The sequence below is a fragment of the Anaerosinus sp. genome, assembly GCF_965318445.1.
The window spans coordinates 234,888-258,955 of sequence record NZ_CBDNNH010000018.1; the positions used below are offsets into that span (position 1 = coordinate 234,888).

The 24,068-nt window shown below is 36.2% G+C and carries 20 protein-coding genes; all 20 read right to left on the minus strand.

Annotated elements, in window-relative coordinates:
• Positions 1–3 precede the first annotated feature (3 nt).
• A complete protein-coding gene (locus ACWZFG_RS09320) occupies positions 4–996 on the minus strand; it encodes a bifunctional heptose 7-phosphate kinase/heptose 1-phosphate adenyltransferase (RefSeq protein WP_455577505.1) in 993 nt (330 codons plus the stop codon).
• 24 nt (positions 997–1,020) lie between these two features.
• Positions 1,021–2,541, minus strand: coding sequence for an LPS-assembly protein LptD (locus ACWZFG_RS09325; protein ID WP_455577506.1), 1,521 nt, complete (start codon positions 2,539–2,541; stop codon positions 1,021–1,023).
• Positions 2,542–2,722: 181 nt separating this feature from the next.
• Positions 2,723–3,646 carry a hypothetical protein gene (locus tag ACWZFG_RS09330; protein WP_455577507.1) on the minus strand — a complete coding sequence of 308 codons (924 nt, stop codon included), beginning with the start codon at positions 3,644–3,646 and terminating at the stop codon, positions 2,723–2,725.
• 143 nt (positions 3,647–3,789) lie between these two features.
• Positions 3,790–5,055 (minus strand): S-layer homology domain-containing protein, encoded by a 1,266-nt coding sequence (locus ACWZFG_RS09335; RefSeq protein ID WP_455577508.1) that lies wholly within the window; start codon positions 5,053–5,055, stop codon positions 3,790–3,792.
• 795 nt (positions 5,056–5,850) lie between these two features.
• Positions 5,851–7,206 carry an S-layer homology domain-containing protein gene (locus tag ACWZFG_RS09340; RefSeq protein ID WP_455577509.1) on the minus strand — a complete coding sequence of 452 codons (1,356 nt, stop codon included), beginning with the start codon at positions 7,204–7,206 and terminating at the stop codon, positions 5,851–5,853.
• Between the two features lie 486 nt (positions 7,207–7,692).
• Complete coding sequence (locus ACWZFG_RS09345; protein ID WP_455577510.1) at positions 7,693–8,097, minus strand: pre-16S rRNA-processing nuclease YqgF; 405 nt, start codon at positions 8,095–8,097, stop codon at positions 7,693–7,695.
• Between the two features lie 83 nt (positions 8,098–8,180).
• Positions 8,181–9,404 carry an S-layer homology domain-containing protein gene (locus ACWZFG_RS09350; protein ID WP_455577511.1) on the minus strand — a complete coding sequence of 408 codons (1,224 nt, stop codon included), beginning with the start codon at positions 9,402–9,404 and terminating at the stop codon, positions 8,181–8,183.
• Between the two features lie 595 nt (positions 9,405–9,999).
• On the minus strand, positions 10,000–11,163 hold the full coding sequence (locus ACWZFG_RS09355) for a DUF3084 domain-containing protein (protein WP_455577512.1): 1,164 nt from the start codon (positions 11,161–11,163) through the stop codon (positions 10,000–10,002).
• Between the two features lie 25 nt (positions 11,164–11,188).
• Complete coding sequence (locus ACWZFG_RS09360; RefSeq protein WP_455577513.1) at positions 11,189–12,277, minus strand: LptF/LptG family permease; 1,089 nt, start codon at positions 12,275–12,277, stop codon at positions 11,189–11,191.
• Positions 12,278–12,495: 218 nt separating this feature from the next.
• Positions 12,496–13,215 (minus strand): LPS export ABC transporter ATP-binding protein, encoded by a 720-nt coding sequence (lptB, locus tag ACWZFG_RS09365; RefSeq protein WP_147666964.1) that lies wholly within the window; start codon positions 13,213–13,215, stop codon positions 12,496–12,498.
• 20 nt (positions 13,216–13,235) lie between these two features.
• Positions 13,236–13,949 (minus strand): LptA/OstA family protein, encoded by a 714-nt coding sequence (locus ACWZFG_RS09370; RefSeq protein WP_177503820.1) that lies wholly within the window; start codon positions 13,947–13,949, stop codon positions 13,236–13,238.
• Positions 13,949–14,497 (minus strand): LPS export ABC transporter periplasmic protein LptC, encoded by a 549-nt coding sequence (lptC, locus tag ACWZFG_RS09375; protein ID WP_177503818.1) that lies wholly within the window; start codon positions 14,495–14,497, stop codon positions 13,949–13,951. The genes ACWZFG_RS09370 and lptC overlap by 1 nt, the downstream gene beginning before the upstream one ends.
• Complete coding sequence (locus ACWZFG_RS09380; protein ID WP_455577514.1) at positions 14,490–15,407, minus strand: lysophospholipid acyltransferase family protein; 918 nt, start codon at positions 15,405–15,407, stop codon at positions 14,490–14,492. The genes lptC and ACWZFG_RS09380 overlap by 8 nt, the downstream gene beginning before the upstream one ends.
• A 93-nt stretch (positions 15,408–15,500) precedes the next feature.
• Positions 15,501–16,049, minus strand: coding sequence for a KdsC family phosphatase (locus ACWZFG_RS09385; RefSeq protein ID WP_455577515.1), 549 nt, complete (start codon positions 16,047–16,049; stop codon positions 15,501–15,503).
• Positions 16,049–17,017: a KpsF/GutQ family sugar-phosphate isomerase gene (locus ACWZFG_RS09390; RefSeq protein ID WP_177503812.1), complete on the minus strand. Its 969-nt coding sequence runs from the start codon at positions 17,015–17,017 to the stop codon at positions 16,049–16,051. Before ACWZFG_RS09390 ends, ACWZFG_RS09385 begins: the two co-directional genes overlap by 1 nt.
• A 36-nt stretch (positions 17,018–17,053) precedes the next feature.
• Positions 17,054–17,878: a 3-deoxy-8-phosphooctulonate synthase gene (kdsA, locus tag ACWZFG_RS09395; protein WP_147666978.1), complete on the minus strand. Its 825-nt coding sequence runs from the start codon at positions 17,876–17,878 to the stop codon at positions 17,054–17,056.
• Positions 17,878–18,618, minus strand: a complete 741-nt coding sequence (gene kdsB, locus ACWZFG_RS09400; protein WP_455577516.1) for a 3-deoxy-manno-octulosonate cytidylyltransferase — start codon at positions 18,616–18,618, stop codon at positions 17,878–17,880. The genes kdsA and kdsB overlap by 1 nt, the downstream gene beginning before the upstream one ends.
• A 24-nt stretch (positions 18,619–18,642) precedes the next feature.
• Positions 18,643–21,123, minus strand: a complete 2,481-nt coding sequence (gene lpxK, locus ACWZFG_RS09405; protein ID WP_455577517.1) for a tetraacyldisaccharide 4'-kinase — start codon at positions 21,121–21,123, stop codon at positions 18,643–18,645.
• A gap of 26 nt (positions 21,124–21,149) precedes the next feature.
• Entirely contained in the window at positions 21,150–22,877 is a 1,728-nt protein-coding gene (gene msbA / locus ACWZFG_RS09410; protein ID WP_455577518.1) for a lipid A export permease/ATP-binding protein MsbA, read from the minus strand.
• 9 nt (positions 22,878–22,886) lie between these two features.
• A complete protein-coding gene (lpxB, locus tag ACWZFG_RS09415) occupies positions 22,887–24,023 on the minus strand; it encodes a lipid-A-disaccharide synthase (RefSeq protein WP_455577519.1) in 1,137 nt (378 codons plus the stop codon).
• Positions 24,024–24,068 lie beyond the last annotated feature (45 nt).

The following is a 24,068-nucleotide window of genomic DNA, read 5'->3' on the forward strand; positions in this document are numbered from 1 at the left end:
TTGTCAATTCGCTCCTATCACTTGTTTTAATTCTTTCGCCGTAACCGCCGCTGTACCAAACTTTCGCACTGCAATCCCAGAAGCAAAATTAGCAAGTTCCGCAGCTAGAACAGGCTCTACACCTGATGCCAAACATAAAATAAACGTCGCTACCGCCGTATCGCCAGCTCCACTTACATCGAATACCTCGCTTTTATTGGTTACCGGAACATGGTGAATAGCTCCATTATTTTCAAACAAAGTCATACCCTTACTTCCACGAGTAATAAGCACACCTTTTGCATTCATTTTTTCTAAAATAATTGCTCCTGCTTTCACCAAAAGTTCATCATTTGTTATCTCGAATCCAGCAACTTTTGCAGCTTCTGCATCATTTTGTTTAATATAGTGCACTCCTTTAAAGGACAACAAGTCATATCTTGAATCCACAACACAAGGAATCGCATTGTTATCACAGAATTCAATCACTTGTTTGCGCAAAGCTTCTGTAATCGTTCCACTTCCATAATCGCTGAGCACAACGCCTTTAACTTTGGGTAGTAATTCTGCTAGAACTTTACTCAATTCAGCCTCTACAACCTGACTTAAAGGAGCTTTTGTCTCTCGATCAATTCGCACAATTTGCTGACTCACCGTTCCAGATCCACCAGCAACAACCCTAGTTTTACTAATCGTTAAACGACTACTGTCATGGACAAGACCTTCGGTATTCACACCTTTTTCTTCCAATACTAAACGAAGGCCTCTCCCCTGCTCATCAGACCCTAATATACCTACAGCCCAAACTAAGCCACCCAACGTTGCCACATTGTGAACAACATTTGCAGCCCCGCCTGGAACAAAATTTTCTCTTTCCTGTTCAAGAACAAGTACAGGTGCCTCACGCGAAATTCTTGAGATTCTTCCATCTAAATATACATCTGCAACCATATCCCCAATAACCAAAATACATTGTCTTTGAATTTGCTCAACTATTTCAACTAAATCATCTTTCATTCGCTGTGCACCCCATCAAATTTTCTAGAACCAATGTTTCGTCTTAAGCATAAATTTCCATTCATCACGTTTTTCTCGATACGTTATATCCATACCCCAGCAATGTAAATCATGAGATAATGTATAATCCATATCTGCAACTCTTTTATTTTCTAAATCATAACTTTGCTCAAGCGTAATAGAATTTTTATCATCAAGCTTATAGTTTATTCCGCTTGCTAATTCTTTCGCTACATCAGTACTGTCATAATCAAACAAATTATTATTATTTTGCGTATAGTGATATCCTGACCAGCCTGTAAGCTTATCGCTAAATCTATTCACAAAAGTTACATCATACTTTAGACTGTTCGTTTGAGAATGATCATAACTTTCTTTAACTATTTCATACCCAGCTCCTACATAAAGATTTAAGGTGTCACTTAATTTTATCACATCACGAGAAAAATAAATCGTATAGTCTTGATGCCAACTTGATTTATCTTCATCCTTCCACTTACCATAAATAGCTTCAAAATCATATTTCCAAGGTCCATCACCAATACGTTGTGTTGCATAATTAAATTTAAGCTCAGGTTCCTTTTTTATCCATTCATCATCATCATCCATAAAGTGCCCTTGTTGTAACATCAAGGTATAGTTAGGCTTTCTCTGCACAAAGCCATAACTATTTTTCAAATCATGTTTTGTATAGTATCCAAAGTCAAAAAAGGCTGATACTGAAGAATCCTCTCCCCCTATTGGCTCAGTAAAAGTTTGTTTGATGAAGAATCCATCACTACTATTATACCCCATTTCTGGGAAAACAGCATCTTCGCGATTTTCGCCTATTTCAGTTGTATACTTCTTCGTACTATAAATTACTACATCTTTCACCCAAAATTTCGCATTATAAGCAATCAGCTTATCATTTGGCCAAACTTCAATTTTCTCAGCACTAATACGATAATCTGGTTTCTTTGCAGGACATTTTGTGATAGTTCCATTATAAATAGTGATCATTTCTGGAGATACTTCAACATTCTCCCCATGAATGAACTTTTTATCTACAACACCATCAGTTTTCCCCATTTTCCCGGTCTTTTGTTGATAGTTATAAAAAATATCATGCCCATTTAAATCTACATTCGGCTGTTTTATGTTTGCCCAATCTTTGATCCAAACTTCATTTGTTTTTGTATTACCTTCTACTTCATCAGTGATAATTTTCGCAGGTTCTTGAATAATTATTACATTTCCACGTGCGTAAACATCTCCACTATTACTATCAAAAGAAATATCATCCCCATCAAAAAATACAGGGGCTGGTGGAGCAGCTTCCTGTTCTATTTTTTCATTCTCATTTTTTTTACTTTTCTTATCTTTATTTTTTACTTTATGATTGTCTTGATTTTTTGAAGTATTTTGCTGACTTGTTGCAATCTCTACTTCTTGTACTGTATCAATATTTTCATTTATTTCTTCTGCTGCTAAAACAACTACACTTGTTCCTAAAAAAATCGACAACGTAATTGCTGCACACAATGCCTTTACTGGCTTATTCATAATAAATATTACTCCTACTCTAATCTAGGATTTTCCTAGCAGAAATCTAATTAGTGTTAATTTATTAACTATTTATTATTCTACAATTATCGCCTATTTCCTTCTTAGGTCCTATGTTAATATATGTAAATAGAAAATAACCATACACAAAATATGTATGGCTATTTTATCAAAAGCAAAATTACAGTGCCTCTATTTGAATTCCGTCAGCAGAAGACTCATTTTTCGTTTGAATATACATTTCAGTGCCTTCTGGAATTTCTATATTTTTCCCTTTAATAAAGGCACCAGTCACGATACCTACAGGTCCCAAAATAGCGAGTCCTGCCACAGTTGCTCCTGCTGCAATTACCATTGTTTCAGTTTCTTTTTGCGCTTTTTCCCCTAGGAAAGTGTTCATTTTTGTGCCATCAAGGGTAGTAATATTTTGAAAATCAATCTCTATTTTTGCATCACGCCCAAAATTCTGTGCTTGAGAAACTTTTGTAATTATACCAGTTCCCTCTGCTCCTTTTGCAACTAATAAAGCCCCTTGATAAATCACATCTTCAGCAGCTTCATAATGAACAACATCGCCTACGCGAGATGTTTTACTATCAATAGAAGTAACCAATTTTATTTTCACCAATGTATCTGGTTCTACAAATTTATTTACTAAAGTGACATCACCATCAACAAACGATAATTGCATAAGAGAGCTTAGTCGCTCTGTATACGATCCCATATTTGCTGTGCCATGAATCATCATTTCCATTTGTTCTATACGAGTTTTAATTGGTGCTGTTGACACCTCGTGCATAATTGCCCATTCCACAGAATTGGCTTTCATAATTAAAGATGGTCCACTTGTATTATGAAACACATTATCATATATTGCATCCATTTTTGCTACCATCGCATTATTTGTTTCTGCACCATATAAATCGCGTTCCAATTTTCCGATACGCTCTAATAGTGAGCCAGTTTGCTCACTTCCATAAAATGCATTTTCAACAGCAATAACTTTTCCTAATACAGTCATTTCCGCTTTATTTTCTGCGGCTAAAGCTATACTAGAAAAACAAAATATTAGCATAAGTAATATTGCAATTGGTTTACGTAACATTCCTTTTCCTCCTATATTTCCTTTTTCTATCATAATTCTAAATGAATCGTAAAAATCCTGCAAAAAAGGAAAAGAAAAAGCTCCTGCAAATGCAGGAGTCTTTTAAAAGCGTCATTTTATCTAAATCAAGAGAAAAATTTAGATTAGAAGTAGAATTCGATTTGAGCACGAGTGAATTTTGTTTTGTAATCACTGTCATCAACATCTTTACCATCATAATAGAACGCAGTGAATTTAGCATTTTCAGTTGGAACATAATCAAACCCAATTCTCCAACCTTTAGTACCAACATTCCATCCATCAGTATTATATAATAATCCGCCTGGAACTTGTTCATAGCTTGTAAAGATATCATAGCTACCCACTTTAGCAGTATCAACATTTCCATAAGTCAATTGAACTCTATAACCATTATTTTCTGTATCTTTTTCAAAATCATCTGAATTAGTACCTACATATAACGCGTCAAATCCCCAATCTTGAGAGAATTTTGTATTAAAACCAATTTCCCAAGTTTTTAAATCTTTTGCATCACCATTAAGATCAGTCAAATAGGCAGAATTAGCTAGTTGATGGTATGCAGCATATGCGCCCCATTTATCATTTGGTTTATAATTTACCATTAATGAAGCATAATCAGCATCCATATCTCCAAGAGTATCCTCATATGCCCAAGCACCAGTACTTTCCATACGACCTGCAGTAACTGTGAAGCTTGTAGTTTTATCAGCACCAAATGTCATTTGGATACCAGATACAGCTTTATCCATTACAAAATCATTTTTGGAATTCATGCCGAATTTACCAATTTTAGTATCCGCACCAAATAAAGGTCCTTCTACATAAATTTTAGTTGTGCTATCACTGTCTCTATCATTCCTACCAGACATATCTTTTTCATTTTCATATTCAACTTTAGCAGTCCAGTCTTGGTTAACTCTAGCAGTTGCCCACATATCAACATAAGAATGAGAAGTACTGTTGGATTCATCAAATCCAGGACCTTCATGTTTTTCTTCATTCACACGTAAACGAGCTTTACCGCCCCAAGTTACGTTGCCAACTTTTGCTTCTAAGTTAGAAACACGAACACCAAGATTGTCTAATTCAGCAGCATATTCAGCAGCTAATTTGTCAATCATAGCTTTTTGTTGAGCATTAGCTTTGTCTTCTTTAGCCATAGCTTTTGCTACCATTTGAGCCATTTCATAACGAGTGATATGAGAATCGCCACGGAAAGTGTTGTCGCCATAACCTTCGATAACACCTTCTTGTGCTAATTTAGCAACAGCGTCGAAAGACCAATGGTCAGTTGCAACATCAGAGAATGGATTTGCAGCAGCAAATGTTGTGCTAGCCGCACCGATTACTAGTGCTGAAGTGATTGCAGCAGCAAGTGTTTTTTTCATGAGAAAATCCCCCTTAAAATAAATATTTTTTATTTTTTGAGTTCATTTTCAGAAAAAATCTCAGTTAGAAACTCAATTTAAGAGTATCCACGTTTCCTCATCAAATATTATTTCCTTCTTTGATTTATCCAAAATATGTAACTCTCTATTATAACGCGAATATTTCGCGCTAATAGCTTTCCAAGCTTTTACATGGCATATTATACATTTAAAAGATTTTTTTTGCAATACTTGAAATAAATATTTTTTTTAGAATTTTATTGTTAAAATGTATTAAATAACTTATAAATCCTTTAAATTACTGGGAAGTTTTATTGTAATAATATTATTATTTGAATTTTATACTTTTATTTCAAACCACAATAATATCAATTTATTGCTTTTTAAGTAATTTTATTCATGTTAAAATATTTCTTTTTTGTAAAGTATTTGCAAGGGATTCCTTTTTACTTTTTAATATTTGGCAATTTAACTCTTTGATTTTGTAAGATTCTCCAACTAAAATAAAACTCCTTCTTTATATTTGGAAATATAATCAAATCATTTCCATTTTATTTTCATAAATGGGAATAATTTTTTCTTACATATTAATGAAGAATTTTAAATTTATGAACTAAAAAAAAACACCCAAAATCATAGTATTGATAAGGTGTTTTTCTAAATTTATAATAAAATTTTAAATTTTATTTTATTTTTTTAATTTTCCAAAAAAAATTATTTTTTTAATAAAAAAAGGCTCTTGCATCTGCAAGAGCCTTTTAAAATTATCGCGCAATAATTTTGTTAATTTTAAGATTAGAAGAAGAATTGTACTTGAGCACGATACATATCAGCATCTGGAGTATCGCCAATACCTTTTGCATCCCAGTAGTAAACTTTTGCTAACACATTTTCAGCAGGAACGTAACCTACACCAACTTCTAATGCTTTGTAGCTATGACCTAAATAATATGTTGAGGAAATAACTGTAGAAATAGGAAGTTCAAAGTAGCCAGCCCAAATTCCATAGCTTCCTTTTTCAGCAACATTCGTACCTTTATATCTTAAGAAAGCTGCATAACCATCATTGTCATCATATGCATAAGAATATTTACCAGTAGTTCCATTTGCACTATCTGTGCTAGATTTTGCATAAATAGCTTCTAATTTTAAATCATCAGTCAATTTAGTTTGGAAGCCTGCAGTAAAGATATCATTTGTTTCATCAGTCATTCCTGCAAAATTAGCATTAGCAAATTTATTTACAGATGTTAAATGATGATAACCTAATTGTAAAGTAGTTGCATCAGATGTACGATATGCTAATTCAAGAGCTGCATAGTTAGCAGGTTCTGATAGCTGATTTAAACTGTTATTTTCATCATTGGCAGAATCATAGACTGGGCCTCTATCTTTTGCCCAAGTATAGTAATCATCATGACCACCATTAACACGACCAAATCTTACTGTAGTATCTAATTTATCACTAGTATAATTTAATTCCATACCACGCATAGCGTCATCTAATACATAACCTTGCGCACCCCAAGAATCAAATTTACCAATTTTCGCGTCAGCACCAAATAAAGGACCCTGTACATAAACATTAGAAGTTGCATAACCGTCATCATCTGCCATTGGATTAAATTCCATGCCATTCATTACACGTTCGCCTTCTAATTCAACATGGCCTGTCCATGTATCATTGATTTTTGCGGATAGATTTAAATCGTAATACACTTGGCTTTGAGTAGCAGCATCGGAATTTTCTTCATTCCATTTTTGTGTACGAAGACGAAGTTGTCCATTCCAAGTTACATTATCAATTTTGCTTTCTAAATTAGCAACACGTACACCAAGATTATCTAATTCTGCAGCATATTCTGCAGCTAATTTGTCAATCATAGCTTTTTGTTGTTTATTCACTTTGTCTTCTTTTGCCATAGCTTTTGCTACCATTTGAGCCATTTCATAACGAGTGATGTGAGAATCACCGCGGAAAGAGTTGTCGCCATAACCTTCAATAACGCCTTCTTGCGCTAATTTAGCAACAGCATCGAAAGACCAATGATCAGCCTTTACATCGGAAAATGGATTTGCAGCAGCAAAAGTTGTACCAGCTACGCCGATAACTAATGCTGAAGTGATTGCAGCAGCAAGTGTTTTTTTCATGAGAAAATCCCCCTCAAAATAAATTATTTTTTCGAGTTTCGTCTCCAGAAAAAAATTTTTTCAGAAAATACGTTTCAAGAGTATCCACGTTTCCTCTTCAGTTATATTTTCTTACTTGAATTCAATCCCAAATATGTAAACTCTTCATTTACAGCCATATAAATCCTGTGCTGTATTTTCTTTACGGGTTTATTATAACCCATTTCACATTTCGACACAATACCCTAAATTAATATTTTTTTCTACATTTTATAATTTTTCGACTTTTTCCGTCAATTTATTATGTATATTTTGTCGAAATCTTATCTATATTATAATGCATTTTGTCGAAAAAGCAAGATTAAAATTATATTCGCACAAAAAAATCTCATTATTTAAATTTTTCAGCTTTAACAAATTTAATAAAGGTTATTTATATTCGCCTTTTTTCGACAAAATAAATGAAAAAGAAAAAGTAGCAAAATAAATTTATTCTGCTACTTTTTCTCACTTTATCTCTTTATTATTTTCCAAATATCGTTCACCCAAAATAATTGCTGCATAATCATCTATAGGGCGCGGAGGAACTAACAGACCTTTAGGAAGAAATCTTTTCAACCCCTTTGGTGGATTATCCTTCCAATAACGAATTTTTGCCGCATCAGTTGTACGATACTCATTGATTTTATAAATAGGAACTTCCTTTATCTGATTTTTTAAATTTTTTATCGCTTCTTTTGAAGAGGTTCCATCTCCAATCACAATTGCCAAAATCCTAAATTTTTTGATATTTGCAATACAAAATTCTATCAATATCTCACTTTCTATTACTTGATGCAACAAAATTTCATTTTGATTTAAAATAGCTACCCCGCTCTTTTCGCGTCCTGGATCAATAGATAAAATATTCATCGACTCACCTCTCTGCCTACAGTATAAAACAGCCGCCTTGCAATCGCAAGACGGCTGTTTTCAGAAATTAACTCTTTTAATAATTAGAATTTAACATTCAAGTAAGCAGAAGTACGGTTATCATCTTTTGTACCCGCTTGGTTTTCAAAGTCTTGGTATTTTACGGTGAATAGAGTATTTTCATTTAATTCTCTTTCAAGTTTGTATTCCATACCTTTGTAACCTTCACTTAAGAAAGATACGTTATTGATATCGTATGCTTGTGCACCATAGTTAGTAGCTGCACCAGCTTCTACATCTTTGTAAGTTGCAGATAAACCTAATTTATCAAATTTGATACCATAAGCTACTGCATCATCACCAGATTTATTTTCTTTTGCATATTCAGCGTTCATGCTGATATTCTTTGTGATACCGAAAGAAGTATTCACGCCATAGAACTCTTTATCTTCACCTTGTTTAGCATCAGCTTTCATATAATCAAGGTTCACATCTGCACCAAACAATTCAGTACCGTATTCAGCACCAAATAAGTCTTGTTCTTCAGATGCATGGTTACCATAGAATACTTTTAAACCGCCAACTTCGGAACTAATACCAGTCATTGTATCGTCAATGATTGTACCAGTACCTAAAATTAAGTCTTGGCGACCAATTGTATTTTCTAAACCAAGTGCATTAAAGCTTAAGTTTGCAGTATCTAAAACGATACCTTCACTATTTTCGTCATAACTAATGTCACCACTGGATACACGAGTATTGAATTTTAAGTTGTCAGAAATTTTTCCGTCAAGAGTAACACGTGCTCTGAAATCAGTGTTGTCGCTTTCATCGTTAGAACCATAACGAACACGAGCATCACCAGAAATTTTTACACGTTCTTGTTCAGCTTTAAGATTTTTAACATCTTTACCTAAAGAGTTTAATTCTTTAGCAAATTCTCTCGCTAGTTTTTCAACAGTAGCTTTTTGTTCACCAGTTAGATCTTGATCCATAGCTTTTGCTACCATTTGAGCCATTTCATAACGAGTAATGTTTTGCTCACCACGGAAAGTGTTATCGCCATAACCTTCAATTACACCTTCTTTAGCTAATTCAACAACTGCATCATATGCCCAATGATCTTTAGATACATCAACGAATGGATTTGCAAATGCTGGTACAGCAAATGCTACAGTTAATGCACTTGTAACGGCAACCTTTAATAATTTTTTGTTCATTTTCGGAAATCCCCCTTGAATAAATTTAAATGTTTTTTCGCTGGTGCAAGCACCGACATTCAAGGTATTTCGTTCATTGTCATCCACTCCGAGTATCCACGTTTCCTCAAAGGTTTCCAACTCACTAAGTCCCTTTTATGTCCCTGCGGCATTTCGCAGGTATGTAGACTAAATTAAATTTATCGGTAGGATTGTCATATGTGTGTAGACTGGTCAGTCATTCATGGTCTTTTAAAAAAGATTTTTGCAAATCTTTTTCGTAATATGTTTTAAATTTTTTTCTTTTGTATCAGGTCACCCGATATACTTACTATACCGTCAAAACTCACTTTCGTCTAGTTTAAATTTTTACCAATTTCGACAAAACTCAAGATAAATCCTTAAAATAACATATCTAGATAAATCTATTCTACTTTTACTTAAGTTAGCTCCTTCTAGTATTATTATATTTCTTAAAACGACTTTCATCTAGTTTGAAATTCTGCCAAGTATGGTAAATCATATCAGTCTTCAGTTATACATTTTCTTTTTCGTAATCATTTTGATTTACCAAATGCTACGTTAGTTATCGGATAAATTTAAAAATAAAAAAGTTGCTAAAACAATACCTTAAAAGGCATTTATTTTAACAACTTTCCATTTTTAATTTAAATAAAAATCTACACTGTATTTCATTTGTTATTTAATTTAGCGTTTTTACATAGATATTTAAGCGTAATGGACCTGCTGCATTAACATCATCTCCAGCATACGCTGAAATTTCAATTTTCCCGCTTAAATTTTCTATATTATTCACAATATCATAAAATTGCGACCCTGTCATGCTTCCAACAGTCCTTCGAATTGGATCTGGCAATATTCCCTTAGCAATCGCCTTTTCATTTACGTCCGCTAGGAAATCTAATACAACCTGCTCCGCATTATCCCCTTTTTCAACTGAAACAACTTCACTGTAAACAAAGTCATTTTGATTATAGATACGATGGTTAGGATATAACTTGATTTGTACCCTAACTGGTTCACCATAGACAATATTTCCCGCTGCAATAATTCGTACCACAGCTTCCTTTTGTCCTAAAGATGATAATTGTCTCATCGCCTCATTAAATTCAGCTTGAGATAGCCACAAAACTTCAATATCTTCTTTAATAGCCAATCGTTCTAGGATTTGCTTATTTGCCTGATAAACGATGTCAGAAAGCATGTGCATGCGTTTATCTTCATTATCGGTATAGGGAACAACGACATTAGTAATAACTTCACCAGCCCGAAAAATAATTTGTCCTTCTCTGACAAATAAAATACCTTTATTAAGTTTTTCTGTTAAAATATTAAGTCGTTCAATATCTGCTTCACGCACAGATTGTTCTTCTGTCAAAGTTGCAACTTTTGCGTCCAAAGCTGTTTTCGCTTGTTCCAATGTATTTTTTGTAACTTCTAATGCTCTAATTTGTTCCTGCGACTGCGCTATATCTTGATTTGCCTTTTCATACGCAGCAGTCACCTTTTCAAGCTCTGCAACTGTTTTCTGCCTCTGTTGATTGGCATTATCCAACTCTGCTTGAATTGTATTTAAATTAAATTCGGTTTCCTGAATTTGTTTATTTAATGCTTCCATTCCAAACAAAGCGACGCGAACATTTTCAGAGGTCATTGCTAAAACTGCAAGCGTTGAGGAAGTAATCAGTATTCCTGTAATAATCGTTACAATAATCGAAGTATGCTTCGGTCTTAATCCAAATATAGATAGTTTTCTCTTGCCGACTTTGCTTCCCAGTTTATCACCAATGTAAGCAATTGCGCCGCCCATAACAATTAGAATAACTACTAAAACAATACCGTACACTGACTCTCCCTCCTTTTATTCTTATTTATTTTGCCGCTTTACGCATTAAAGAAATCCCGACAATTAATCCTATGGTATTCGGCATCCAAGCGGCAACTAACGGATTTACCGAACCACCTTGTGCAAGCGTCGAGGAAATTGTCATAATTGTATAGTAAACAAAAATAATAATAATACTTATCCCAAACCCAATAGATGAGCTCGTCCGATTTGGCTGTAAACCCAAAGGCGTCCCAATTAAAGCAAAAATAAACGTTGCAAATGGAATCGTAATTCGTTTATACAACTCTACTTCCAATTCATTTGTATCTACAGATTGCATCTGCATAGCTTTAATTTGATGCCGTAGCTCTCGCATCGTCATTTCATCAGGTTTTTTCTGAGAGCGTATAATTTCATTTGGCGACTGCGAAATCGGTAAAATTTGCTGCGAGAATTTTAATGTACGTTGTACATTCCCCTCTGCCGATAAATCATAAAGAATTCCATTATGCATCGTCCAGTGATCATTACTCCAGTCAGCCTTCTCAGCATTTTGCACTCGCACAAGCGTATCATTTTCAAACTCTTGTATAGAAACACCATACATCGCCATTGTTTGCGCATCATAACGTCGTGCATAAGTCAATCGATTAATCTGTCCTTCTTTTATCTCTTTCAATACGACATGATCTTGTGATTTTGGCGCAGTATTGCCTTTTATTTCAAAGTTAACAACATAACTATATCCTTCATTGGCTCTGGGAACTACATGCTCATTAAATAAAATAGCAAATACACTAACTACAAGTGCAATAATAAATACAGGCATAGCGATGCGATAAAAACTAATTCCACCTGACTTCATCGCTGTTATTTCACTACTTGCCGAAAGCCTGCCAAATGACAATAGCGTTGCTAGTAACATCGACATAGGAAAAGTCAAAACAACAATGCTAGGCAGACTATAAATAAAAAGCTTAATAACCGCCTGAATAGAAGCACCGTAATTCGTTACATATTGCGCAATTCTAAAAAGTGTACTTGAACCAATAAAAACGCTAGAAAAGGCAAAAATCCCAAAAATAAAAGTACCTAACATTTCTTTGATGATATATTTGTCTAAAATCCGCATATTCTTCTCCCTCATAGGGTTTTATCCGATGACTAACGGGTGCCCCTCTCTTCAAATAGAAGTAAAAACCACCGTAAGCCTCTGGACTACTTGTCTGCTCGCAAAAGAGTTAAAACTCTCACTGAATCAGCCGTGTTTATCCTAGACGTAAACAGTTTCTTATTTTTTAACGGTTTACCTTTTAAATACTTTCTAAACTTAATACAAACCAAAATTTACTATAGACTAAATTTCTCACCGAGATAGAATTTCCGTGCAATTTCACTAGATGCAATGGTTTGTCTATCTCCCTCAATTAATATTTTTCCCTGATTTAATATATAAGCACGATCAACAATGCTAAGCGTCTCTCTTACATTATGATCAGTGATTAATATCCCAATACCACGTTCGCGCAGATAGGCAATAATATCTTGAATATCTGCAACTGCAATCGGATCAACTCCAGCAAAAGGTTCATCTAAAAGAATAAAATTGGGGTCTGTAGCTAAGCAACGAGCAATTTCCACCCGCCTACGCTCCCCGCCCGATAGTTCAGTTCCTTTTCTATCACGCACATGAAGCACATGAAATTCCTTTAATAAATCTTCCACTTTTATTTTTCGGTCATTTCTGCTCATTGGCGTTGTTTCAAGTATCGCCATAAGATTATCTTCAACAGTAAGCTTCTTAAAAATAGAAGCCTCTTGTGCCAAGTATCCCACCCCATATTTGGAGCGCTTATACATAGGTAAATGCGTAACACTTTCTCCTGAAATAGAAACATCTCCACTGGTGGGTCTTTCTAGCCCAACAATCATATAGAACGTTGTCGTCTTTCCAGCTCCATTTGGCCCCAACAAGCCAACAACTTCCCCTTTTTCAACCCGAATGGAAACTCCGTCAACAACATTACGTTTTTTGAAAGTTTTAATTAAATTTGCAGTCTCAATAAACATGAATCCGCCTCACTTTGCGGTTATTTTTCATTTGGTTTAATCACTAATTCACTCTGATTACTTTGTGAGGCTGGCTTTTCTTCCAAATACATCGTTAATGTTTTACCTCGTAAAGTATTATTGTCTTGAACAGCCACTGCATTACCAGCAAGGACAATCTTTCCTTGCTGCCCTTCTCCACCATAATAAGTTGCAACATCGCCTGTAGCATCAAGATTGCGCGTTTGGCTTACAATATGGACGTTTCCAGTAGCAACTGCTCGATTTTCTTTAACAAAATGCTCTAGCTTCTCAGAGGTCATTACTCCGTCTGGCATAGAAATCTTAGCATTGCTATTAATCAACACATAATCTTGATCTAAGAAATAGTCCACCTGTGGTCCAGTTAGCGTACTTGTTCCTTTCACGAGTACAACATCTCCAACTGCTATAACATGTTTATTGTCAATAGACCTAACATTTGCTGCCGTTAAATCCATATCCTCTTTAACCATATGGACACCGCCATCGATTTCAGCTTCCTTACTTTTTGTATTATAAGTTGCTTTCATGCCAGTTACGACCGCGTTCTCTTGTACCATTTTTACAGAGCCCGTAGCTGTCATCATACCAGTCGTCGAATCATACTCAATCACATCTGCCGATAAGTCTATAGGCTTATCATTTGCGGCATATAACGGTGAAGCAATAGCCATACATAACATTGTTGTTAAACACATTTTTTTCAAATTCATTACTCTGCACCACCTTTTATTACATGAGCATTTCCTTCTACTTTTACTTTATTCATGCCCGAATCAGTTTCCATCTTATCACCAGTAATCACAGTATCTGCTTGAACAATTTTAATATTTCCCTCTCCGGAAAATTTTTGGATACTATTTTGCCATAAAACCTGATCTGCCGTAAAGTTAGACCCATCATTTCTGGTCGCAATTACTTTTTCTGTAATAATAATATCATGCGTTTTATTATCATACACTGCAGTTGGTGCTGTCAAGTTAATGTTATTCCCATCGTCTTGATAAAAAACGCCTTGAATATTTTTCAATGTAACATTTTTCGTTTGTGGATCAATTGTGATCGTTTCAGCTGTAAGATCCCAAATCTTTTTGCCATCTTTTTCTTCGCTCAATGTATTCCCTTCATATGTTAGGATTTTTTGAGCTTCGTCTTCTTCCTTTTGAACATGAATTTGCGTGTTGTCAGAAAAAGCCCAGTACAAAACACCACCAACAGCCAAAAAAGTACAGATAAACAATGTCATTACTGATTTATTCATGCTTACCTGCTCCCTTCTTCGCATGATGTTTTCCCGCTTGTTTTTCTTCATTTAGCGGAGTGTTCCAACGCTTTTGAAACCACATCCATTGACTTGGATTCTCGCGAATTACCGATTCAATCAAATTTGTCATTTTTACTGTAATGTCATATAAATCTTGTTCTTCATTTCCTGTGTCATTAAAATAAAAGGGTTCATGCACCTGTGCTATATGCTTTCCATTTTTATCCCTTAACATGAACACAGGTACAATTGGCGATTTAAATCGTTTTGCAAAAACCGCTGGCCCTAAAGGCGTCGACGCTGGGATGCCAAGAAAATCAATAAATGCCCCTCCTGGGCCAGCATCTTGATCGGCTAAAAAGGCTAATACTCTACCTTTTTTCAACGCTTTTGCCGCTCCTACTAATTCAGTTGTCCCTCGCGAAAATATTTCCATGCCCACCATTTCGCGATACTCATTTAAAAGTCTTGTATGCTGATCATTGGGTTGGCGTTTAATAACACTTGACAAAGGTAATCCCGCATAAGCAAGCGCTGCACCGAGCCATTCCCAGTTACCAATATGCGCCGTTAACAAAACAACACCATGTCCTTTTGCTAAAGCATCCTCAAAACGTTCTAAGTGATTTATTGTAATAAAATCTTGATAATTTTCTTTTGTTAATTTAGGCGTTCTAAGTATCTCTACAAAATTCTTTCCAATATTATCGAACATCTTTCTTGCTAAACTATCGGCCTCTACTTTTGAGATATTTAAACTACGCATCATTTGCCTTGTCGCACGATTTCGTTGTTTCGCCGCAATATAATAATACAACTTGCCTAATATTCGTCCAGTACTTAGAACTAAACCATAAGGTAATAAACACAAAAAGCGGCTGAGTGCTTTAAAAAACCAATATTGCATATAACCGCCATCCTTTCCAATATACAAAAATCAGGGCGAGAAACCCCGCCCACACCATAACCAACAAATCAATGAATCGTAATCTTATTTCAACTATTGTTTTGTTTCCGGCAATGGCTGTCTTGTAAAATAAGTTTCAATGAGACTGTCCCATTTTCCTTGTGATTTTAAAATCATTTCAACAATTTCTCTTACTGCACCTTTGCCGCCTTCTTTTCTTGCAACAAAATGCGCAACTTCTTTTACTTCATATGCAGCATTATCTACTGCACAGGCAAGTCCTACTTGAAGCATTACCGGCAAATCGATTAAATCATCCCCAACATATGCGATCGTATCATCTTCTAGATGATACTTTTCTTTTAACATATGAAAGGCTGATAATTTATTTGACACCCCTTGATACACTTCCGTAATATTGAGCTCTTGACTACGTATTTTGACAATTTCCGAAGTTCTTCCAGTAATAATCGCTGTCTTTATTCCTGCTTTATGCAGCAAGCTAATTCCAAGTCCATCTTGGCAGTTAAACTTCTTCATAAGTTCCCCTGTAGTTCCTACTACAATAGTTCCATCAGTAAGTACGCCATCTACATCAAAAATCACCATTTTTATCCGAGTGGCACGTTTACTATAGTACATTATACCACTCCTTGACGCAATAAGTCAGTAAGATGCAAAATACCAATCGGTTCTTTTTTCTCATTGATCACTGGTAGTACTGTAATTGGTCTTGGCTGGTGCTTTTCCATAAGATGAAGTGCAGCAGCAGCCAGTTTTTCTTTTGTAATCGTTTTTGGATTTGGCGTCATGATTTTTGCAACGGCTTCATCAAGGAATTGATGTCCTTTTTCAATACTGCGCCGAATGTCTCCATCTGTTACAATTCCAACTAAAATACCATTTTCATCAACAATAGAAGTCGCACCTAAGCCTTTTTCCGTCATTGTAAAAATAGCTTCTTTTACCGTTTTATCTCGACCAATGACAGGATTATCTTCGCCACTATGCATTGCATGTTCCACATTTAACAACAGCTTTTTCCCTAGCGCACCACCTGGATGAAATAATGCAAAATCTTGTGGAGTAAAATTGCGTTCTGATAGCAAAGCAACAGCTAATGCATCTCCCATCGCAAGTGTAGCTGTCGTGCTAGCCGTTGGAGCTAATCCCAAAGGACAGGCTTCACGCTCTACACTAATATCTATAAACACTTCTGCATGATCAACCATCGTAGATTTTCTACGTCCACACATCGCGATAATCGGTGCACCAATTCGCTGAATAATCGGTAAAATATTTACCACTTCAGCACTTTCACCGCTGTTCGATATCGCAATGACGATATCATGGCAAGTCACCATCCCTAAATCGCCATGAAAAGCTTCTGCTGGATGAAGAAAGAAGGATGGTGTTCCCGTACTCGCAAACGATGCAGCAATCTTTCTGCCAATGATTCCCGATTTGCCCATGCCTGTTACAATAACTTTTCCTCTGCAAGCCAGAATCATTTCTACAGCTCTATTGAACTCTTCATCAATTCGAGGAATTAATGCTTTTATTGCTTCAGCTTCAATATTTAAAACATCTATTGCTTGTTTATTAGACATTTTTCTCCGCTCCCTATGGATATTTTTAAACTTTTATTACTTATGTTTACGTACAACTTCATCAATTGCTAATGCATCTTTTAAAAGTGCTTCTAACTTATCTACATAAACCATATTCGGCCCATCACAAAGTGCCTCTTCCGGATTGTCATGTACCTCCATAAAGAGTGCATCAACGCCTACAGCTACAGCACCACGTGTTAAGTATTCAACAAACTCACGCTGTCCAGCAGAAGATGTCCCGGCTCCACCTGGCAATTGAACGCTATGCGTTGCATCAAAAACTACCGGATACCCAAAAGAACGCATAATCGGGAAGCTGCGCATATCTACAACTAGATTGTTATAACCAAAGCTTGCGCCCCGTTCTGTTAATAAAATATTTTCATTGCCAGCCTCACGAATTTTACGTGCTGCATTCTCCATATCTTTCGGCGATAAGAATTGGCCTTTCTTAATATTTACCGTTTTCCCTGTTTTAGCCGCCGCATTTAATAAATCCGTCTGTCGGCATAAAAAGGCTGGAATTTGCAATACATCAAGTACTTCAGCAGCAGCCTCTACTTGTGTTATACAATGAATATCACTAACGATTGGAACTTGTAACTCGTCTTTAATCGTTTTTAAGATTTTAAGACCTTCTTCAAGTCCTGGTCCGCGAAAAGCTGTATAAGAAGAACGATTCGCTTTATCAAACGAAGCTTTAAAAATATACGGAATTCCTAACCGAGTCGTAATTTCTTTTATTGCACGACCAATCTTTAAACTTCGTTCTAGTCCTTCTATTACACACGGTCCTGCTAAAAGTGCAAGAGGTTGTCCTGCACCAATCTTTACTGAGCCAATTTGAACTGTATTCATTATAATCCCTCCACAATTTCTTTTTTTAATAATTGATTCACTTTTTCTAAATCTTCCATAGTATCTACACCAATGAAATGAAAATCTGTTTTTAACACTTTAATTTTATAACCATTTTCCAAGGCCCGAAGCTGCTCTAATGATTCGCTTTTCTCTAACGGAGTTGATGGCATAGCTGCAAATTTAAGTAAAAAATCACGACGATATGCATAAATTCCAATATGTTTATAAACAGGAACTTCATCTGCCTTACGCGGATATGGTAAAAGCGACCTGGAAAAATATAAAGCATAACCTTGTAAATCTGTCACTACCTTCACGTTGTTTGGATTATTTTGCTCTGTCTCTGGAATAGGCGTCATTAAGGTAGCCATATTTAATTCACTATCTTTTTCAAAAACTTCAGCTAAATTATCAATAATGCTAGGTTCGATTAATGGTTCATCGCCTTGTACATTAATGATTACATCAACATCAGGATATTTTTGCGCTACTTCTGCCAATCTATCCGTCCCCGTCGCATGCTCAGGCGATGTCATAACAACAGATCCCCCAAAATTTTTCACTGCTGCAAAAACTTTTTCATTGTCCGTAGCAACTAAAACTTCATTTGGTAACTTTGCTAGGCTTGCGCGTTCATACACACGCTGAATCATCGGTTTGCCTGCAATATCAGCAAGTGGCTTACCTGGCAGACGTGTAGATGCGTATCGTGCAGGAATTACACATAAAATCTTCATCGTTTCATCTCCGAAAAATAAAGCTTATCGCTTTTTGTTTTTTAAACTTGTTTCAATCAATTGAATAAATTCATGATAGCCATCAATAAATCCAATTTCCATGCTTAACACATAGACTGGCAAATCACGACTAGAATGAATGAATTCAGATGGTATTTTTACTAAATCTTTTTCTGTTATAATAAGTGCTTCCGATCCAGATTCAATGGCATTATCCATAATAATTTGCATTTCTGCCATCGTATAATCATGGTGGTCAGCAAATCTGACACTTTCAATCACTTGTGCGCCAACGTCATTAATCGTCTGTTCAAAAGATGCTGGATTTCCTATAGCTGATACTGCTGTAACCTTTTTCCCTCGTAAACTATCAATTGAAGTGATATGTGTTGAAGCACCCTTATACCAATCAGCAACTTCAACAAAGTATTTTGGACTATGCACACTTGTCACAATTAATGCTTTTTCATTATATTTTTTTACTGTGTTTTTAATGATGTTACAAGCATCAGGAGCCGCTTGGTCAACTTTTGTCAATAAGCAAACATCGGCTCGATTTAAATGGTTTAACGGCTCACGTAAAGTGCCTCGTGGCAACATGTAATTATTACCGAAAATATTAATGGCATCAATGAGCAAAATATCTAAATCGCGAACCAATCGCCAATGTTGATAACCATCATCAAGAATAACGACGTCAGCGTGAAGCTGTTCAACAGCATATTGTCCTGTAACGGCTCTATCCGCCCCAATTAACACAGGGACCTTTGGTAAGTTTTTCGCTAAAAGAAAAGCTTCATCACCAGCTTCAGTTGCTGACATGTAAATTTTTTCCCCATCAGAAACAACGCCAACTTCGCCTTTCCATTTTGCCCGATACCCGCGATTTAAAATCACTACCTTATATCCCATATCGCGAATCGCTACAGCCAATCGCTGTGCAGTTGGCGTTTTCCCCGTCCCACCAACTGTGATATTTCCTAAACTGATGACATGACAATCGAGTTTATATTGTTTTAGCACCCCCCAGTGATAAAACGCTAGCTTTAAATCCAAGAGCTGACAATAAATGAAAGAAAAAAAGTATAGCACCGTCATGAAAATATTTGCAATAATACCTTTTGTTTCCCCATGTACCAGCTTATATAAGTAACTCTGAATATTTTCGATAATATCATCACTTTTATTAATATTGTGTACAGTAGATTTCCTTTTATATTCTTCAAGCACCTCACGCAAAATTACTGCACTCTTACGTGATGCACCTTGATTTTCACGTACAATTGATAACGTTTCATCTTCCATCGCTTTTTTCGCCTCAGGCTGCTCCAACAATCTAAGCACGGCTTGAGTTAAATCTTCTGCATTCTTTACTGTTAAACATGCTTTACGCGCTGAAAATAACGCATACGTATCTTTAAAGTTAAACATATTAGGCCCAACAATAATCGCTTTACCATGCGCCGCTGGCTCTAATATATTGTGTCCACCATGCGAAACTAGACTTCCTCCCACATAAACAATATCCCCGACACCATAAATTTTACCCAATTCACCAATCGTGTCTAAGATAACAATATCATGCTGATTTGTTAGTTTCTCTTTTAATGCAGTCCGTTTCGATGCCCGAAAATGATAATGCTGCGCTAAGTCAACGATCTCGTCCGCTCGCATAATATTACGTGGCGCAATAATTAATTTCACCTTTGGAAACCGTTCACGAATCCTACTAAAAGATTTAAAAATAACCTCTTCTTCACCATTATGCGTACTACCAGCAAGCAAAATCATCTCACAATTGGCAAGTCCCATTTCCTCACGCAATATCTTTTTTTCATTTTCCGTGATATCGGTATAGGTTTGATCAAATTTTGTATTGCCTGTTACCGTAACAAGCTCTGGTGGTGCGCCCAGTTGACCGATATACTGTGCATCAATTTCTGACTGCATACAAAATTTGCTTACTGTTCCAATCATATCTTTTAACACGCCACGCAAATGATGATATCGTCTTACACTTTTGTCACTAATCCGCCCATTCACCATCATCACCGGAATCTTGTACTTACGCGCTGCTTTCAAGAAATTCGGCCACAGTTCTGTTTCTACAGGTAAGAATACACTTGGCATAACTTTCCTTACTACTCCGCTACTAAGCCATGGTAAATCTAACGGAAAATAAATAATGCTATCTGCATCTTTTACAATCCGCTTTGCCATGGCATAACCGTTATTCGTCACAACGGAAACTAAAATTGGCTTTTTGGGAAATTCCTTGCGGAATTCCTTAATCAATGGGCTCGCCGCTACGATTTCTCCTACAGACGCCGCATGTACCCATATACAATTTTTCTTGGCAACAGGGTCAAGAATATGCGGCGGCAAAAGGCCAAAACTCTGCTTGAACCGTTCCCAAAAACCATCTTCCCGCATCGTCCGAATTACAAAAATTGGCAATGCAATGATAACCAATAGAATGGCTGCTATATTGTATATTATTTGCATGTTTCTACCTCACAATTCTTATCAACTTATCTGCTCTTATTAAACTGAATCTGATACAAACTGCTATACAATCCGCCTAAAGCAAGCAATTCCTCGTGTGTACCACGTTCTACAATCTTACCTTTCTCCATAACCAAAATCATATGCGCTTTTAGAATCGTTGATAATCTATGCGCAATTACAAAAGAAGTACGCCCAACCATCAATTGATCCAAAGCGGCCTGTACCAGCTTTTCACTCTCTGTATCAAGTGCAGATGTTGCTTCGTCAAGAACTAAGATACGAGGATTTTTTAAAATAGCGCGCGCAATCGCTAATCTTTGTCTTTGACCGCCTGACAGACTAGACCCGCGTTCACCAATCTGCGTTTGATACCCTTCCGGCATTGCCATAACAAACTCATGGGCATTTGCCGCTTTAGTTGCTGCAATCACTTCTTCTTCTGTGGCATTTAAATCACCGTAAAGTATATTTTCATAAACCGTCCCATTAAATAAAACAGTTTCCTGCGGTACAATCCCAATTTGCTCTCGTAGCGAATGCATCGTTACTTCCCGAATATCTATATCGTCTACAAAAATCGTACCAGCCGTTGGATCATAAAAGCGCGGTAATAAATTTGCAATCGTCGTTTTGCCTGCGCCACTTGGGCCGACGATCGCAACCATCTGTCCAGCTTTTGCCTCTAAGCTTACATTATCCAAAGCCATTTCGCCTTCTTTATAGGCAAAACTCACCTCTTTAAAACTAACCTTGCCTTCAATTTTTGCCAACGGTTTAGCATTCGCTTTATCGGTAATTTCCGGTGTAGTGTCAAGTACTTCAAATACACGCTCTGCGGCTGCCATCGCTTTTTGGATATTCCCAAATACACGGCTTAAACGTTTAATTGGATTTGCCAGATTTACTGCATAAATTAAAAATGCCATCAAAGCTCCCGCCGTTAAGTTACCATGGATTACTTCAAGTCCACCATACCAAATAATCACCATAACACCAATCGCTGCTAAAAACTCAACCACTGGCGTTAACGTTGCCATAATCTGCGTATTTTTCATTTGCGCCGAAAAATTAGAATAATTTTCTTTTTTAAACCGTTCTATTTCATAGTCTTCCCGAACAAAGGATTTTACTACACGAACTGATGCAATAGCCTCCTGTAAAACAGAGGTGATGTCAGCAATTCTTTCTTGCATAACAAAGCTAGTCTGTTTTAGGCGTCTGCCAAAAATTTTCATCGCATGTGCAATCACAGGCATAGTAATCAGCGTCAATAAAGAAAGCTTCCAATGTAAGTAAAACATTGTCCCTAAGGAGCCAATTAAAATAGCCCCTTCGGTAACCAACTCAACCATACTGTCAACAAGGGCAGTTTGCAAGGCAGCTACATCATTTGTAACATAACTCATGATCGTACCAGTTTTGCGTTTCTCATAATAAGAAAGCGATAACTTTTGTAAATGCCGATATAATACTTCGCGGATATCAATAATAATTTTTTGTGCAATATAACTCATTAAATAGGTCTGTCCATAAAAGAAAATTCCACGAAAGAAAAATACAACTACGATTCCTATCGCTATGCTATTGAGCATCATTAAATTACGCTGTGCCAACACTTCATCGATAACATCTTTTACTACCCAAGGAACATATAAATTTGCCGCAGCAGCTAAAACAATACAAACAACAGCTAATAAAAAGCGTGGAATATATGGTTTTGCATACATCAGTAACCGTTTATAAGTATTCATAAAATTCTCCTATCTTTTTTTCGCTGCATTTAATACAACTTGTGCTGCTCGTTTTACCGCCCCACCAGCACCAAGTTTCTCTTTTACTACTAGTAACTCTTTACGCACCTTTTCTCCTTGTTCACTTGAAGGTAAAAGTGCCAAGGTCTCTCTTGCAATATTATCAGCATTGACTTCATATTGCAATAATTCAGGAATAATGCGTTTGCCAGCAACAATATTCGGCAAACTTATATTGGGTATTTTTACCAATAAGCGGCCGATAAAATACGTCATCGCTGCCATTTTGTAAATAACGACCGTTGGTAAACCTAAAATTGCAGCTTCAAGTGTAACCGTCCCTGAAGCAGCAATTGCCGAATCAGCAATCGCCATTAAATCGTATGTATTTTCAAACGTCAATTTTACATTCACGCTGTATTGTTTTATCATACCTTGCAACATTTCCTGGGAAATTGTCGATGCTACAGGCAATATAAATTGACATTCTGGATAAATTAATTTTATTTTTTCGGCACTTTTGAGCATCACCGGTAATAAATTCTCAATTTCATGCTTGCGACTTCCAGGCAATAATAAAATAACAGGATGATTCGAATTGATACCAAAAAACTTATACGCCTTTTCTTTATCCAGCGAAGGTTTTATGATATCAATTAAAGGATGGCCAACAAACTCTACATCCGCACCAGCTTTTTGATATACCTCAGCTTCAAATGGGAAAATGGAGGCAATCTTATCTACAATCTTCGCTACCGACTTTGCCCGTCCTTTTCGCCAAGCCCAAGCAGATGGGGGAATATAAGAAACTACAGGGATACCTAATTCACGAGCTTTTGGCGCTAATCTCATGTTAAAATCCGGATAATCAATTACTAATAATACATCCGGCTGCTCTTTTTTCATTAAATCAATAAGCTCATCACGCAAACGAAAAAAACGAGGCAAATTTTTTACTACCTCGACAAATCCAATAATGCCAAGATCCGCAATATCATGTACAATCTCAACTCCCGCCTTACGCATGGCCTGCCCACCCATACCAAAAATACGAATATCTGGCTCTAATTCTTTTAATGCATCTGCAATACTAGCACCATGCAAATCACCGGAAGCTTCACCTACCGATATCATGACCTTGTGCATCTTATTTTCCCTCCGTTGCTTCAATCTTTTTACTATAATCAAAAA